We start from the raw sequence: 13,665 nt of genomic DNA on the forward strand, positions 1-13,665 counted from the left end.
TGAACGACTCCCGAGCGGGGTGGATGGTTCCTGTGGTTCCATCCCGTTCGACCTGGCGGAACCGTCCGTTCACGGAACTCCGTGGCCGTCCGATCGGGGGCGGCCGGGCCGCCCGCTCAGCGGGCGGTCGGGGCCTCGACCTCGTCCCGGACCAGCTTCTCGATCGGCTCGACGGCGATCTGCCCGAGCATCGAGCCGGCCACGATCGCGCCGACCAGGAACACGGTGGACAGCCAGGCCATGGTGGCCACCGGCAGGGTGAAGGCGCCGACCACCCGGGCCGCGCACTCGGCCAGCAGCGCGGTGCCCCAGATCCCGGCGAACACCCGCTCGTGGCGGCGGAAGGCCCGGGAGCCGGCCGCCCGGCCCTCGGCCAGCCGCTGCCAGGCGGCGGCGCGGTCCCGCCGGCCCTTGGTCACGAAGGGCATCAGCATCGGGGTCATCACCGGGCGGCCGATCAGCGCCGAGACCAGGATCGCCAGCGCCACGGTGCCGCTCAGCAGGCCGTCCTTGGCGATCATCATCCGGGCGTCGCCGCTGACCAGGGTCAGTGCCAGCCCGGCCAGGTTCACCGCCAGCATCAGCGAGGACCACAGGTTGAGCCGGCGTTCCGTCAGCAGGCCGAGCGCCGTCCGCCCGGCCGGAACGACGCTGCTCCAGGCCAGCGCGGCGAACTCGCTCAGGCCGCAGACCGAGTGCAGCAGGTAGTAGCCCGCCAGTGGCGCGGCGACGTCGAGGGCCAGCGGCCGCAGCCCGGCGGCGATCGGGTTCGGTGCCCCGGCGCCCGCCACGGGGGCGGTGGCGGGAGCGGCGGCTGCGGTGGTGACGGTCTGGCTCACGGTGGTTCCTCCCCGACTGGCTGCCGCGGGCCGCTGCCCGCGTCGTGCCGCCAGTCTTCTCGGCGGCCCCCGGTCCGGGGCAGTGCCGTCCGTTGCCCGTTCCGCGTGACAGCTGTCATGGTCCGGCCCGTGACACCGCCGCTGACCTGCGGTTTCCCGCTCGCCGGCGGAGGCGGCCGGGGCGCCCTGGCCCCGGGGGCGGCCCGCCGTCGCCGGTCGGTCCTTCGGCCGGGGCCGACCCGTTCGCCCGGATGGCGCATCATGTGGCGGGTGCAGAGTGCAGAACTCCCAGGAGCGGGGGCCGGCGGCCCGCTCGGCCGGTCCGGACCGGTACCCCCCGACGACCCGCCACCGGGCCGGGCCGCCACCGCAGCCGAGCTGACCGAGGCCGTCCAGGCCGCCCAGGCCGGGGACGAGGAGGCGTTCCGGCTGCTCTTCCGGAGCGTCCAGCCGGGCCTGCTGCGCTATCTGCGGGTGCTGGTCGGCGGCCGCCCGGAGGACGCCCAGGACGCCGAGGACATCGCCTCCGAGGCCTGGCTGCAGATCGCCCGCGACCTGCACAGCTTCTCCGGCGACGGCGACGGCTTCCGCGGCTGGGCCGCCACCGTCGCCCGGCACCGTGCCCTGGACCACCTGCGGGCCCGGCGCCGCAGACCGGTCGCGGACCTGCCCTTCGAGTACCTGTCCGAGCTGGCCGCCGGGGACGACACCGCGGGCAGCGCGCTGGCCTCGGTCGGCACCTCCGACGCGCTGGCGCTGATCTCCCGGCTGCCGCAGGACCAGGCCGAGGCCGTCCTGCTGCGGGTGGTGATGGAGCTCGACGCCGAGAGCGCCGCCCGGGTGCTCGGCAAGCGGGCCGGCACCGTCCGGATGGCCGCCCACCGGGGCCTGAAACGGCTGGCCAAGCTGCTCGGCCAGACCGGTGCCGGCGCCGGTGTCCCGGCCGCCCGGACGGGCGCGGACCCCACGCCGGGGGCGGCCGCGGAGCCCGGGCGCGACGGCTCCGGGAGCCCCGCGCGGAAATCCGCGAGAAAAAGTTCTCCGCAAGGTGTGACGGAACACCGGGCCGCGACGCTGAAGGACATGAGATGAGCACCAACCGACCCCGTCGGATCGACCGTGATACCGCCGAGCAGCTGCTCGGCGGTGCCATGGGAGACCCGTCGGCCGGGCAGGGCGCCTCGCTCACCGGACCGGACGGCGGTCCCGGGCAGCTCGCCCGGGTGCTGGCCGCGGCCGCCGCTCCCGCGACGGCCGGTGAACTGGCCGGGGAGGAGGCCGCGCTGGCCGCGTTCCGGGAGGCCCGTCTCGCGTCCCGCCCCGTAATGACCGCACCCGTCCGGAGACGATCGATGGCGACCGCCACACTGGCCAGGGCCTTCAGCACGAAGGCTGCTGCCGCCGTGCTCGGTGCCACTGTGCTGTGCGGGGTCGCGGTCGCCGCCGGGACGGGCAACCTGCCGGTCCTGGGCGGTGACTCGCCGGAGCCGGCTCACACCCTCGGTACGGACGGCGCGTCCGGCTCCGCCTCCTCGCCCGCCGGCGGCACCGCCTCCTCGCCCGCCGGCGGCACCGGCTCGTCCGGCCGCCCGTCCGGCGCGTCCCCCGCCGCCGGACCGCAGGCGGCCGTTCCGTCCGCCGGAACGCACCCCGGCTCGCCCTCGGCGGACGGGCACGGCGGGGGCCGTCCGGCCGCCGGCCCGCTCGCGGACCTCTGCCGGGGGTTCGTGGAGCGGACGGCCAAGGGCGAGCACCCGCTGCAGCTGGCCGCCGACCCACTGTTCGCGCAGCTGGTCACGGAGGCGGGCGGCGCCGACAAGGTCGCCGAGTACTGCGCCAAGGCGCCCGACAAGGCCGGCCAGGGCGACCGTCAGGGCGCGACCGACCAGCCCCGCGACCCCGGCCGGACCGGCTCGGGATCCGGCTCGGGCCAGGACTCCGGGGCCGGCAAGGGCGGCAGCGGGCAGGGCGCCCAGAACGGCGGCAGCGGCACCACGGTCGGCGGCACCACGGTCGGCGGCAACGCCAACGGCGGCTCCGACACCAAGCCCGGCGGCCACGGCGGCGCGACCGCGCCGGCCCTGTCCGGCGGCCCGACCCTCCGGCCGGGCAAGTCGGACGATCCACAGGACCGGAGCGCCCCGAGGTAACTCCTAGAACTCCGGATGGGCGGCGGGCGAATCCCCCCGGGCTCGCCGCCCATCCGGACCGCGCCACCCGCAGTACCGCACCACCCGCAGTACCTGCCGCACGCGAGTGCGCAGGACCACCCGAAGACCCCGGGTGGCCGGTCGGCTCCCCCGTGCCGGCCGTCCACCCGGCCGGCCCCGGCCGGACCGGCAGGCGCACCCCCCCGGACGCGCCGCCGGCCCGGCCGGCCCGGAACGTGCGGCCCGCCCTCCCGCAGTCAGGGCGGGCCGCACACCCCCCGTGCCGGCGGCCGGGGGACCGCTGCCCGGTCCCCCGACCGCCTCCCCTCCTCGGGGGGTGCCACCCGGCGGGGCCGCTATCGTGCACAGGTGCACGAGGCGGCCCGAATCCCGGGCAGGGCACGTGAGGGGAGCTCCAGGTGATCGGTCGGGCGCTGAACGGGCGTTACGAACTCGTCGAGATACTCGGCGTCGGCGGCATGGCCACCGTGTGGCGCGCCGTCGACCGCGTGCTCGGCCGCCAGGTGGCCGTCAAGGTCCTCAACGGCGGCCTCGCCGACGACCCCCGCTTCGCCGAGCGGTTCAGCCGCGAGGCGCAGCACGCGGCGATGCTGGTGCACCCGAGGATCGTCATGGTCTTCGACTCGGGCGTGGACCAGGGCACCCCGTTCATCGTCATGGAGCTGGTCCACGGCCGTTCGCTGGCCGCCGTGCTGCACGAGCAGCCGGTCCTGCCGGTGGAGCGCGCCGTGGGCATCGCGGCCGCGGTCTGCGAGGCGCTGGCGGTCGCGCACGCGGCCGGGCTGGTGCACCGGGACATCAAGCCCGGCAACATCATGATCACCGACGACGGCGGGGTGAAGGTCGTCGACTTCGGCATCGCCCGGGCCGGCTCCTCCAGCAACCTCACCCAGACCGCCAGCGTGCTCGGCACCGCCGCCTACCTCTCGCCCGAGCAGGCCACCGCCGCCGCCCTGGACGGCCGCACCGACCTCTACGCGGTCGGCTGCGTGCTGACCGAGATGCTCACCGGCGAGACCCCGTTCACCGCCGAGACGCCGGTCGCGATCGCCTTCAAGCACGTCAGCGAGCAGCCGGCGCCGCCGTCCTTCCGGCGCCCGGGCCTGCCGCCCGCGCTGGACGCCGCGGTGCTGCGGCTGCTCGCCAAGAACCCGGCCGACCGCCCCGCCGACGCCGCCGCGGCCCGCACCGAACTCCTGTCCACCGTGCCGGGGTTGATGGTCGGCGACCCGACCGCCGAGCTGCTCTCGACGACCGCCGCGCCGACCCAGCTGCTCGCGCCGGTGGCCCCGCCGCAGCCCCCGCTGGGGTCGAACCCGGACCAGCAGCACACCACCCTGCTGCCGCCCCAGCCCGCGGCCGCCACCTCGGTGATGGCGCCGGTCCCGACCCTGCCGCCGACCGGGCCGGCCACGGCCGCGCCGCCCGCGCCGGGCCGCCGCCGCAAGCCGCTGCTGATCGGGGCGCTGGGCGTGGCCGGGCTGGCCGGGGTCACCGCGCTGGCGCTCACCGCCTTCGACGAGCCGGCCGGGAACGCCGCCGCCACCCCGCCGCCCGCGACCACCGCCGCCCGCACGCCCGGCCCGTCCGCCGCCGCGGCCGGGACCTCGGCCCCCGCCGCGCCGGCCGCCACGCCGTCCGCCCCGGCGGGCGCGGCCCCCACCCAGGCCGTCCCGCGCAACCAGCCGGCGGCCCTGCAGCTCCAGTCCTTCCGCCAGGCCGTGGCGCAGACGCAGATCACCAAGGAGCGGGACCGCCAGCTGGACCTGCTGAGGATCCTCGACGACACCGCCGCCCGCCTCAACGAGGGCAATCCGGACGATGCCGCCCAGCAGTTGAAGGGCGCCCAGAAGGTGATCAAGGACCTGGGCAAGAAGCACGCCATCGACGTCCCCACCTACGCCAACTGGAACGCCCGGCTGTCCGCGCTATACGCGACGCTGCACACCGCCGGCGACTTCCAGGACGACTGACCGCCACTCGGCCGGGTTGTCCACAGGCCTGTGGACAACCCGGGCCGGCCGGTGGACGGTTCAGGCCGGCCGCCCCGGACCGCCCGCGCCCAGCGCCCGCCGCCGCTGATCCAGGCGCCCAGCGGGGTCAGCAGGCAGGCCGGCAGGATCAGCACGGTGGCGAGGACGGTGCGCCCGGGGTGACGGCCGGCCGGGCCGGTCCGGGCCTCGACGGCGCTCAGCCGGGCCCGCAGGGCGGCCAGTTCGTCGGGCGGCGGGCCGCCCGGCTCGTCGGTCGGCATGCCGCGGCTCCGTTCCTCCGGTGGGTGCGTACCAGGAGACAACGGATCAGATCGGACGGCGAGTCGGACGCCGGGTGAGGAGGCGCGGGCCGGGGGCCGCGGGGAGAGCGGCGGGAACGCCGGAAGCCCCCGGCGGTGCCGGGGGCTTCCAGGGAACGTGGCGAGACTCAGGCGGTCTCGGTGTGCTTCGCCTCGGTGGCCTTGGTCACGTTGGTCGGCGTGACGGCCGGGCGGTCGGCGGCCGGCTGCTGCGGCGCGGCCGTGCTCTGGGCGGTGCCGGCGTCGGCGGGGGAGTCGTCCTCGCGCATCGCCTTGGTCTCCGCCTTCAGGATGCGCATGGACTTGCCGAGCCCGCGGGCCATCTCCGGCAGCTTCTTCGAACCGAACAGCAGCACTACGACCGCCAGCACCACGAAGATGTGCCAGGGCTCAAGACCGTTCCGCAGCATCCCTGGCCACCGGTCCCTTCTTGTCTAGAGTCACGGTAGGGCTAGCGCCCGTGCTGGCCAGTATGCCTGTCCTTACCGAAGAACGGATACACCGGCCGGGAAACGCTGGCTGAAAACCAGGTGCCGCGCGGACCGTTCCCGGGGCGGGACCGGTCCGGCCCGCCGGGCTCCCCGGCGCGTCGCCGCAGGTCCGATCAGTAGACGAACGGAACCAGTCGCTTCGACACCCGCCGGTACTCCCGGTACTCGGACCCGAAGGCCGCCAGCAGCAGCCGCTCCTCGGCGGCGATCCGCCAGCCGTACGCGGCGAGCAGCACCGCCAGCACCACCAGCGCCGCCGCCCAGCCGGCCGTGCCCAGCGCGTAGCCGGCCCAGACCAGCAGGCTGCCGCTGTAGCCCGGGTGCCGGACCAGCCGGTACGGGCCGGAGCGGACCACCCGCTGGGTGTCCACGGTGCGCAGGGTGCGGGTGTAGTACCGGCCCAGGGTGGTCATGCCCCAGGCCCGCAGCGCCAGCCCGGCGGCGATCAGCGCGACCCCGGACCAGCGCGCCCCCGCGGGCAGCCCGCCGATCGAGGCCCGGGCGCACACCACCACGGCCAGCACCGCCACGCCGTAGCCGGCGAACAGCAGACGGGTGGAGCCGCGGTCGCGCCCGTCCGCGTGCCAGCTGCCCGCGGCGGAGTCCTCCCGGCGGCGCAGCAGCAGCTCGTAGCCGGCCCAGCAGAGGATGCCCAGGACGGAGAACAGAGTCGGTAGGGGCATGGTGCGGCTCCTGACGCTCGGGGGCAGGTACCCCCCACGGTCCTCCCGCGCGGGCGCGGGCACACGCACCCGGGGGTGGAGCGCGACGGGTCCACCCCCGGGTGGACGGACGGTCAGGCCGGGCGCCGGGCCAGCAGGTAGCCGCGCCGGGTCGGGGCCTCCTGCGGCAGCCCCTCCCGCTCCAGCCGGGCCTCCACGGTGAAGCCCGCGCCGGCGAGGAGGTCGGCCACCGCGCCGGTCTCCAGGTGGTGGAAGGCCACGTCCACCCGGTGGCCCCACCACTCCTCCAGCCGCTTCACCTCGGTGCCCAGGTGGAAGGAGACCAGCAGCACCCCGCCCGGCCGCAGCACCCGGTGCATCTCGGCGAAGGCGGGGGCCAGTTCGCCCGGCTCCAGGTGGATCACCGAGTACAGCGCCACCGCCGCCGCGAACTCGCCGTCCGCGGCGGGCAGCGCCAGCAGGTCGCCGGTGCGGAACCCGGTCTTCGGGTGCTCGCGCCGGGCCAGCTCGACCATCCGCGGCGACAGGTCGATCCCCACCACCTCGGCGCCCTGCCCGCTCAGCCACCCGGCCACGTGCCCCGGCCCGCACCCGAGGTCCGCCACCACCCCGCCGGCCGCCTCCTCCACCACGGCCGCCAACAGCGCCCGGTCCAGCGGCTTGTACGCCAGCTCACCCCCGATCCGCCCCAGGTACTCCTCCGCCACCGCGTCGTAACTCCCGCGCACCCGCCCGTGATTCGCCGTCATACCCCCACCCTGGCACGTGCCGCGCGGCCGCGGCAGCTGCCCGGAGGAGACGGTCGCGATACTCGGCGATCAGCACGGCCGGACCCGACTGCGGCGGCCACTCGGCCAGGGGCACACCTGTCGCGCCTCCGACCCTCGGAACGGCACGGAGCCCCCGGCCGGGTGGCCGGGGGCTCTGGATGACGCGCGCGGATCGGGGCCGGGTCGGGTCAGGCGGTGACGGTCTCCGGCTCGGCCTCGGCGGCCGGGGTGGCGGCGGGGAGGTGGCCGAGCAGGCGGTAGGCCAGCAGGGCGGCGCCGAGGGCGAAGACCAGGCCGACCACGGCGGCCACGTGCAGTCCAGCGGTGAAGGCACCGCGGGCGGCCTCCAGCAGGTCGGCACCGAGCCGCCCGGGCAGCCGGGCCGCGGTGCTCACCGCGCCGCCGAGGGTGTCCTGGGCGGTGCGGGCGGCTTCGCCGCCGACGCCCGCCGGGAGGCCGCCGTCGAGCCGGTGGCGGTAGACCGCCGCGCCGGCCGCGCCGAGCAGGGCGATGCCGAGGGAGCTGCCGAGTTCCACGGCGGTCTCGGAGGTGGCCGAGGCGGCGCCGGCCTGCTCGGCGGGGGCGGCGGTGACGACCATCTCGGCGGTCATCGTCATGGTGCCGACCGTCCCGGCGGCGAGCACGCCGGCCGCGGTGAGGATGAGCGCCAGCGGCGAGTGCGGGCCGACCGCGGTCATCATCGCGAAGCCCGTCGCGCCGACCAGGAAGCCGCCGCCCATCAGCACCGCCGGGCGGACCTTGCCGGCCAGCGCGGAGCCGACCCCGATCGCCGCGCCGACGCCGACGCTCGGCACCAGGGACCAGAGCGAGGCGGTGAACGGGCTCATGCCCTTGACCAGCTGCAGGTACTGCGAGGTGAAGAGGGCGAAGCCCATCATCGCGAACATCGCGAGGGTGTTGACGCCGATCGCCCCGCTGAAGGTGCGGATGCGGAACAGGCCCAGGTCGATGAGCGGGTTCGCGGCGGTGCGCTGGCGCAGGTAGAAGGCGCCGGCGAGGACGAGTCCGGCGGCGAGGGCGGCCGCGGGCAGCGGGCTCCAGCCGTCCACGGCGAGGGTCTTGATGCCGTAGACGACCGGCAGGATCGCGGCGAGCGAGAGCGCGGCGCCGAGCAGGTCGAAGCGGCCGCCGCGGGCGGGGGTGCGGTGCTCGGGGAGCAGGAAGGGCGCGCCGAGCAGCACCAGGGCCATCACGGGGACGGCGAGCAGGAACGCGGAGCCCCACCAGTAGTGGTCGAGCAGCAGGCCGCCGGCGACCGGTCCGAGGGTGGCGCCGGAGGTGAGCATGCCGCCCCAGGCGCCGAGGGCGATCTGCCGCTGCTTGGGGTCGTCGAACATGGTGCGGATCAGCGCGAGGGTCGAGGGCATCACGGTGGCCCCGGCGGCGCCGAGCAGGGCCCGGGCGGCGATCAGCTGCTCCGCGCTGCCCGACCAGGCGGCGAGCAGCGAGGCGCCGATGAAGCCGGCGGCGCCGACCATCAGCAGTCGGCGGCGGCCGATCCGGTCGCCGAGGGCGCCCATGGTGATGAGCAGCCCGGCCAGCAGGAACGAGTACATGTCCATGATCCACAGCTGCTGGGTGCCGCTGGGGGCGAGCGTCGTGGAGATGTACGGGACGGCGAAGAACAGCACGCCCATGTCCATGGCGAGGACGAGGGTGGGGAGCAGGAGGACGGCGAGGCCGATCCATTCGCGGCGGCCGGCGCGGCCGGGGGTGGCGGTCATGAGGAAGACGGTACGCACGTGTCAGACGCTTGTCTAGTACGTATGTGTAAATCGCTCGTGCAAGACGTTCGTCCAAGACGAGCGTTCAGGGGGGTCGTAGGATCGGAGCCATGGGAAACCGCGAAGACCTGATGGCCGGCGCCAAGCGCTGCCTGTACGAGAAGGGCTACGGACGCACCACGGCCCGCGACATCGCGACCGCCTCGGGCGTCAGCCTGGCCGCGATCGGCTACCACTTCGGCTCGAAGGACGCGCTGCTCAACGCCGCGATGATCGAGGCGATCGGCGAGCTCGGCCAGGGCATGGGCGAGGTCGTCGTCGCCGCCAATCAGACCTCCGACGACCCGGAGGAGCGCTTCGTCGCGGCCTGGGAAGGCCTCAAGACCGTCTTCGCCGAGCACCGGGGCCTCTGGGCGGCCCAGTTCGAGGCGCTCGCGCAGGCCGGGCACGAGCCCGAGCTGGCGGCCGCGTTCGCCGAGGCGCAGAAGGAGGGCCGGCTCGGCCTCGCGGCGCTGTTCCAGGGGCTGCCCGAGGTGCCGGACACCGAGGAGGAGCTCGCCCGCGGCAGCTTCTACCAGATCCAGCTGGCCGGGTACGTGGCCCTGTGGCTGGCCGCGCCCGAACTGGCGCCGAGCGGGCGGGAGTTCCTGCGCGGCCTGCGGCTGGTCGGCGGCAGCGTGCTGGGGTCCGCCGCGTTCTGACGGCGCCGGTGCCCGGGCCGTGCCGTCGCTCAGACCGTGACGGCGGTCAGCAGCACCACCGAGTCGACGTGCGCCAGTAGCCCGTGCCGCTCCTGCGGGACGGGCTGCAGCCGCCCGGCGGGCAGTTCCAGCCGGCGGCCGGCGATGGTCAGCGAGACCCGGCCGCGCAGCACCTGGACGCTGCCCGCGGACGGCGGGTTGTGTTCGTCGAGCGCGGTGCCGGCGGTCAGCGCGATCACGGTCTGCCGCAGCACGCCGTCGTGCAGCACCAGGTGGGCGCTGCGCCCGTGCGGGCTCTCGGCCGCCAGGGCGGCGTGCTCCACGGCGAGCTGTTCGAGATCCGCCATCGCCGCCTCCTCACCCACCCGTGTGCGCAGGACCCGCCCCCCGTGTGCCCAGGTTCGCGGACGGGCCGGTGCGGCGCACCTCGGGGACGGGCCCGAGGTGCGGCCCTCGCCGACTGCCCGCATCGTGGAGGCATGGCGACCAACGAGAGTGTCTTCAGCGGGTTCCGGGTCAACCGCTCGCTGCTCGCCGGCGGCGCGGTGCTCACCGGCATCGGCTCGCTGCTCGGCGCGGCCGGGGCGACGATGGTGTGCGCGGCGCTGGCCATGGCCGGACGCGACTGGATGCGCGGCCTGGAGAACCGGCCCACGGCCGTGGCCCAGCGGGCGCTGCACGAGGCGCGGGTGGCCTCGACGGCCGGCTGGGAGGCCTGGCGGGCCGAGCACGGTTCACCCAACTGAGCCCGCCGCCACCCGGCCGTCCGCGTGGATCCGCCGTCCGGCCCTACAGCCCCAGCGACTTGGCGATGATGCTCCGCATGACCTCGCTGGTGCCGCCGTAGATCCGGAACACCCGGTTGTCGGTGTAGAGCCGGGCGATCGGGTACTCCAGGATGTAGCCGTAACCGCCGTGCAGCTGCAGGCACTTGTCGATCACGGTGGACGCCGACTCGGTGCAGAACAGCTTCGCCGCCGCCGCGTCCGCCACGGTCAACCCGCCGTGCTGGTACAGCTCCAGGGCGCGGTCCACCATCGACTGCTGCGCCACCACCTGGGCCTCGCAGTCGGCCAGCGTGAACTTGGTGTTCTGGAACTCGGCGACGGCCTTGCCGAACACCCGGCGGTCCTTGACGTACTGCAGCGCGAACCGCACCGCCGCGGCCGACGCCGCGTACGCGCTCACCGCGATCGCGAGCCGCTCCTGCACCAGGTTGTGGGTCAGGTAGGAGAAGGCCCGCCCCTCCTCGCCGAGCAGGTTCTCCACCGGGACCCTGACGTCGGCGAACGCCAGCTCGGCGGTGTCGGAGGTCCGCAGGCCGATCTTCTTCAGCTTGCGGCCGACCGTGTAGCCGGGCGAGGTGGTGTCCACGCACAGGATGGACAGCCCGGCCCGGCGGTTCTCCGGGTCGTACGGGGAGGTGCGGCAGACCACCAGCACCAGGTCGGCCAGCACGCCGCCGGTGATGAAGGTCTTGGCGCCGTTCAGGACGTAGTGCGTGCCGTCCTCGGAGAGCCGGGCGGTGGTGGCGATGCCGGCCAGGTCGGAGCCGGTGCCCGGCTCGGTCATCGCGATCGCGGTCATCAGGTCGCCCGAGACGAAGCCCGGCAGCCAGCGCCGCTTCTGCTCCTCGTTCGCGTACTCCAGCAGGTAGGGCAGCACCAGCCCGGTGTGCACGCCGGAGGAGCCGAAGGTCACGCCCGCCCGGGCGGTCTCCTCGGCGATCACCGCCTGGTACTTGAACCCGCTCTCGCCCGCGCCGCCGTACTCCTCCGGCACCTCGATGCCGTAGACGCCGAGCGCGCCGAGCTTCCGGTAGAAGTCGCGCGGCGGGTGGCCCTCGGTCTCCCAGCTCTCGTAGACCGGGACGACCTCGTTCGCGACGAAGTCCCGGATGGTCTCCCGGAAGGCCTCGTGGTCCTCGGTGAACACGGTGCGGCGCACGGTGGCGCTCCCTTCGGCGGAGCCGGCCGAGCGGGCCGGCTGGGGGCGGAACGGGCCAGGTGATGGCCTCACAAGTTAATCCCGGGTAGCTTCGGCTGTCCAGGGTCGTCCGGCCATCGGCACCCCGGTGGCCGCCGGGCGGGGGCGCGGGTAAGTGAATCCTTGCTAGCCTTCCGTCGACACCCGGTCGGACGGCAGGAGGGAGGGCGCGCCGTGGTGGTCCGACGCCCGCCCGGGCGACGCGCCCAGATCCTCGCCGTCGCCGCCGACCGCTTCCACCGCAGCGGCTACCACCAGGTCTCGATGACCGAGGTCGCCGCCGGGGTCGGCATCACCGCGCCCGCCCTCTACCGGCACTTCCGGGGCAAGCCCGAACTCCTCGAACGTTCCCTCCGGGTGGGCCTGGACGCCCTCGCGGACGGGCTGCGCGGGGCCCGCAGCACCGCCGACCTCGGCGCCGCGCTGGCCGCCGTCGCGATCGCGCACCGGCCGCTCGGCACCCTGGTGCAGCGCGACGCCCGGCTGCTGCCGCCGGCCCGGCGGGCGGCGCTGCGCCGCGAACTGCGGGCCGACGTCGCGCTGATGGCCGCCGTGCTGCGCGCCGAGCGGGCCGAACTGGGGACGGCGGACGCCGAGTTGCTCTGCTGGTCGGCGCTCTCGGCCTGCGCCGGGCTGTCCTACCAGTCGGCCGCGCCGCAGCCCCGGCGGGCCGAGGCCCTGCTGCGCGAGCTGGTCGCGGCCGTCCTCGCGGTCTCCCTGGCCGGGACCGCGCCGGACGACACCGCGCCGGACGACACCGCGCCGGACTGCACCGCGGCACCCGTGCCCCGGGCCCGCCGTGAGGAACTGCTCGCGGCCGCCGTCCGGCTGTTCCACCAGCGCGGCTTCGACAACGTCAGCACCGACCAGCTCGGCGCCGCCGTGGGCATCTCCGGCCCCAGCGTGTACCGGCACTTCGACAGCAAGGCCCAACTGCTCGCCGCCTCGCTGGTGCGCAGCCGCGAGCGGCTCTGGCACGAGGTGGACGGCGCGATCGCGGCCGCCGCGGGCCCCGAGCGGGCGCTGGCGGCCGGGCTGCGCGGGTACGTCGGCTTCGCGCTGCGCAACGGGGACTACCTGGGCGCGATGCTCAGCGAGACCGAGCGGCTGGCCCCGCCGGACCGCCGCGCCGCCGTCGACTTCCGGCGGGACTTCCTGCGCACCTGGGTCGGACTGCTGCGCGAGGTCCGCCCGGAGGACGACGCGGTGGCCGCCCGGATCCGGGTGCACGCGTTGTTCGCGCTGGTCAACGACGGGGTGCGGAACCGCCCGCACAGCACACGGCCGGACCTCGGCGACTGCCTGCGGCGGCTCGGCCGGGCCGTGCTCGGACTGGCCTGAGCCCGGGAACGGGCCCGGCCGCTCCACCGGCGTGGAGCGGCCGGGCCCGGGGCAGCGCCCGGGGGGCGTGGGCGCTGCCCCGGCAGGGGCGCCCGGTGCGGACGTGCCTAGTGCGGGTAGTACACCCGGGCGTCGACGTTGCCCTGCAGGGCGCCGACGTTGCCGGAGTTCCCGGCCACCGCGAGCCCGTTGTTCTGGTTGCTCGCTCCCGAACCGGTCGCGGTCTGCTGGGTGTTGACCACGTTGCCGTTGGCGGTGCCGAGGATGTTGCCGGAGCCGACGTTGCTGACCACGTTGCTGTTGGAGTGGTCGACCGCGCCGGCGCCGTTGTCGGCGTGCGCGGTGGCGGCGCCGACGCCGACCAGGAGGAAGGCCCCGAGGGCGGTGACGGCGGCGGCTGCGCGGATACGGGACACGGTGGTCTCCCTGAGGTGGGATGCGAATGTGGCGCGATCCGGAGTGGCCGCTCCGTGGCGCCGTGGCCTGACGTCGCACGTCCAGCATTCACCACGGCCGCGGACGAACTCCACCGAACGGGTGGTATTTCCCCCGATGGTGGGGGACGGGTCAATTCTCGATTGACCACGATCCGTCAGAAACCCCGGAACGGCAAGGAAGAAAGAAATGGTCGCCGGATAGTCGCAC

Annotated in this window: 15 protein-coding genes; 6 read left to right on the plus strand and 9 right to left on the minus strand. The window is 75.5% G+C overall.

Annotated elements, in window-relative coordinates; genetic code table 11:
• Window positions 1-116: 116 nt before the first annotated feature.
• Window positions 117-839: a VC0807 family protein gene (locus ACPC54_RS12130; protein WP_498963995.1), complete on the minus strand. Its 723-nt coding sequence runs from the start codon at window positions 837-839 to the stop codon at window positions 117-119.
• 261 nt (window positions 840-1,100) lie between these two features.
• On the opposite strand from ACPC54_RS12130, the gene ACPC54_RS12135 reads away from it, so the two are divergent.
• The 3 genes from ACPC54_RS12135 (at window position 1,101) to ACPC54_RS12145 (ending at window position 4,983) form a co-directional block, all read left to right on the plus strand.
• Window positions 1,101-1,931, plus strand: a complete 831-nt coding sequence (locus tag ACPC54_RS12135; protein ID WP_498963997.1) for an RNA polymerase sigma factor — start codon at window positions 1,101-1,103, stop codon at window positions 1,929-1,931.
• The gene (locus ACPC54_RS12140) at window positions 1,928-2,989 is read left to right on the plus strand and encodes a hypothetical protein (RefSeq protein WP_498963999.1); all 1,062 of its coding nucleotides are present in this window, start codon (window positions 1,928-1,930) and stop codon (window positions 2,987-2,989) included. The genes ACPC54_RS12135 and ACPC54_RS12140 overlap by 4 nt, the downstream gene beginning before the upstream one ends.
• A 419-nt stretch (window positions 2,990-3,408) precedes the next feature.
• Entirely contained in the window at window positions 3,409-4,983 is a 1,575-nt protein-coding gene (locus ACPC54_RS12145) for a protein kinase domain-containing protein (protein WP_498964001.1), read from the plus strand.
• On the opposite strand, the gene ACPC54_RS12150 is transcribed toward ACPC54_RS12145, so the two are convergent.
• The 5 genes from ACPC54_RS12150 to ACPC54_RS12170 form a co-directional block, all read right to left on the minus strand.
• The gene (locus ACPC54_RS12150; RefSeq protein WP_498964003.1) at window positions 4,908-5,264 is read right to left on the minus strand and encodes a hypothetical protein; all 357 of its coding nucleotides are present in this window, start codon (window positions 5,262-5,264) and stop codon (window positions 4,908-4,910) included. The two genes, ACPC54_RS12145 and ACPC54_RS12150, sit on opposite strands and share 76 nt — an antisense overlap.
• A 167-nt stretch (window positions 5,265-5,431) precedes the next feature.
• Window positions 5,432-5,713 (minus strand): Sec-independent protein translocase subunit TatA, encoded by a 282-nt coding sequence (tatA, locus tag ACPC54_RS12155; protein ID WP_498964005.1) that lies wholly within the window; start codon window positions 5,711-5,713, stop codon window positions 5,432-5,434.
• A gap of 194 nt (window positions 5,714-5,907) precedes the next feature.
• Window positions 5,908-6,477, minus strand: coding sequence for a methyltransferase family protein (locus ACPC54_RS12160; RefSeq protein WP_498964007.1), 570 nt, complete (start codon window positions 6,475-6,477; stop codon window positions 5,908-5,910).
• A gap of 113 nt (window positions 6,478-6,590) precedes the next feature.
• Window positions 6,591-7,226, minus strand: a complete 636-nt coding sequence (locus ACPC54_RS12165) for a class I SAM-dependent methyltransferase (RefSeq protein WP_498964009.1) — start codon at window positions 7,224-7,226, stop codon at window positions 6,591-6,593.
• 209 nt (window positions 7,227-7,435) lie between these two features.
• Window positions 7,436-8,992 (minus strand): MFS transporter, encoded by a 1,557-nt coding sequence (locus ACPC54_RS12170; protein WP_498964011.1) that lies wholly within the window; start codon window positions 8,990-8,992, stop codon window positions 7,436-7,438.
• Between the two features lie 110 nt (window positions 8,993-9,102).
• Between ACPC54_RS12170 and ACPC54_RS12175 the strand changes: the two genes are divergently transcribed.
• On the plus strand, window positions 9,103-9,693 hold the full coding sequence (locus tag ACPC54_RS12175; RefSeq protein WP_498964013.1) for a TetR/AcrR family transcriptional regulator: 591 nt from the start codon (window positions 9,103-9,105) through the stop codon (window positions 9,691-9,693).
• A gap of 29 nt (window positions 9,694-9,722) precedes the next feature.
• Here the strand turns inward: ACPC54_RS12175 and ACPC54_RS12180 are convergent, their stop codons facing one another.
• Window positions 9,723-10,040: a cupin domain-containing protein gene (locus tag ACPC54_RS12180; RefSeq protein ID WP_498964015.1), complete on the minus strand. Its 318-nt coding sequence runs from the start codon at window positions 10,038-10,040 to the stop codon at window positions 9,723-9,725.
• Window positions 10,041-10,172: 132 nt separating this feature from the next.
• Between ACPC54_RS12180 and ACPC54_RS12185 the strand changes: the two genes are divergently transcribed.
• Window positions 10,173-10,439 (plus strand): hypothetical protein, encoded by a 267-nt coding sequence (locus ACPC54_RS12185; RefSeq protein ID WP_498964017.1) that lies wholly within the window; start codon window positions 10,173-10,175, stop codon window positions 10,437-10,439.
• Between the two features lie 43 nt (window positions 10,440-10,482).
• Here the strand turns inward: ACPC54_RS12185 and ACPC54_RS12190 are convergent, their stop codons facing one another.
• Complete coding sequence (locus ACPC54_RS12190; protein ID WP_498964019.1) at window positions 10,483-11,640, minus strand: acyl-CoA dehydrogenase family protein; 1,158 nt, start codon at window positions 11,638-11,640, stop codon at window positions 10,483-10,485.
• A 213-nt stretch (window positions 11,641-11,853) separates the two neighbouring features.
• Here ACPC54_RS12190 and ACPC54_RS12195 point away from each other — a divergent pair, with 213 nt between their 5' ends.
• Window positions 11,854-13,020, plus strand: a complete 1,167-nt coding sequence (locus ACPC54_RS12195) for a TetR/AcrR family transcriptional regulator (protein WP_498964021.1) — start codon at window positions 11,854-11,856, stop codon at window positions 13,018-13,020.
• A 107-nt stretch (window positions 13,021-13,127) separates the two neighbouring features.
• Here the strand turns inward: ACPC54_RS12195 and ACPC54_RS12200 are convergent, their stop codons facing one another.
• A complete protein-coding gene (locus ACPC54_RS12200; protein WP_498964023.1) occupies window positions 13,128-13,436 on the minus strand; it encodes a hypothetical protein in 309 nt (102 codons plus the stop codon).
• Window positions 13,437-13,665 lie beyond the last annotated feature (229 nt).

This window comes from Kitasatospora sp. NPDC094028 (assembly GCF_049543595.1).
In the GTDB taxonomy this organism is placed as follows: domain Bacteria; phylum Actinomycetota; class Actinomycetes; order Streptomycetales; family Streptomycetaceae; genus Kitasatospora.